The organism is Nitrospirae bacterium YQR-1, assembly GCA_039908095.1.
In the GTDB taxonomy this organism is placed as follows: Bacteria; Nitrospirota; Thermodesulfovibrionia; order Thermodesulfovibrionales; family Magnetobacteriaceae; genus Magnetomonas.
This window is the reverse complement of record JAMOBJ010000089.1, coordinates 1-969: the sequence shown is the minus strand read 5'-3', so window position 1 is coordinate 969 and position 969 is coordinate 1. Positions and strand designations below refer to the sequence as shown.

1 protein-coding gene is annotated in these 969 nt (G+C 43.8%); it reads right to left on the bottom strand.

Translation table 11 applies throughout. The annotated features are described in order from the left end of the window. Positions 1-172: 172 nt before the first annotated feature. Positions 173-969, bottom strand: a 797-nt coding sequence (locus H7844_16030) for a glycosyltransferase family 2 protein (GenBank protein ID MEO5358785.1), incomplete at its 5' end; no start/stop codon positions are given.

Sequence of the window (969 nt, the reverse complement as noted above, 5' to 3'; positions counted from 1 at the left end):
GGGTTTTACAGGTGAGTTTTGGACGGTAATCGGCATAGAAGCTAAAAGGATAAGGAGGTAAACGTTAGATGTATGATCTCTCACTTTGATGCGATGAGACTAAAAGAGCTAAACGTATAGTGTGCAGATTTTCAGAGCTCCTCAGATGTGCCGTGGTTTATTACTTCCGCTGCTAAGAAACTCTCCTGAAGGTTTTGTTTTTAAGATTGTTCATTTCCAGAGAAGCGGCTTTGATAAAAAAGTTAACCAATCCCTTAAAGAAAATCAGTTTTTTCCTGTAGCCCAGTTTTTTGACTGATGCTCCTTCATGATGAACAGCACGGGCATCTCTGCAGAGGCCGATTCTATAGCCGGTATTTTTATAAAGCCTGTAGCACCAATCCACATCGTTAAAGAAAATAGGAAATTTTTTTTCATCCAGCTCACCAACCTGATGCCAGCACTTGCGTCTTACAAGAAGCGCTGATGCCATGGGTTGAGGCGCCTCATCAGCGCTCATATGCTCAAGTGCGGTAAGTTTCCACTTTTTAAATCCTGCTATTCTCTCGATGCCCAGCTTCTCAAGCACAAGGGACGTTATCGAGGGAAATCTTCTGCATGAAATCTGTATAGTGCCGTCAGGATAGTACAAAAGCGGGGCAACCGCCCCTGCCCACGACTCCGATTTCAAAAAATCCACTAACTTTCCCGTTGTATCAGGATAAAGCACAACGTCGTTATTTAATAAAAATATGAACTCACCGGTTGCCCTCTGTACTCCGGTATTGGTTGCTTTTGCGTATCCCTCATTAATCTTGTTTCGTATCCAGATGATGTCTCCAAAACGTGCTCTTACTTTCTGTTGGCTTCCGTCCTCTGAGGCATTATCAACCACTATTACTTCCTTATTTTCAATTCCCTGCCGGATTAAGCGATAGAGGGGAATCTTTGGCGGCTGTGGCACACAGAGAGCTTCTTGAGGAGACAGGT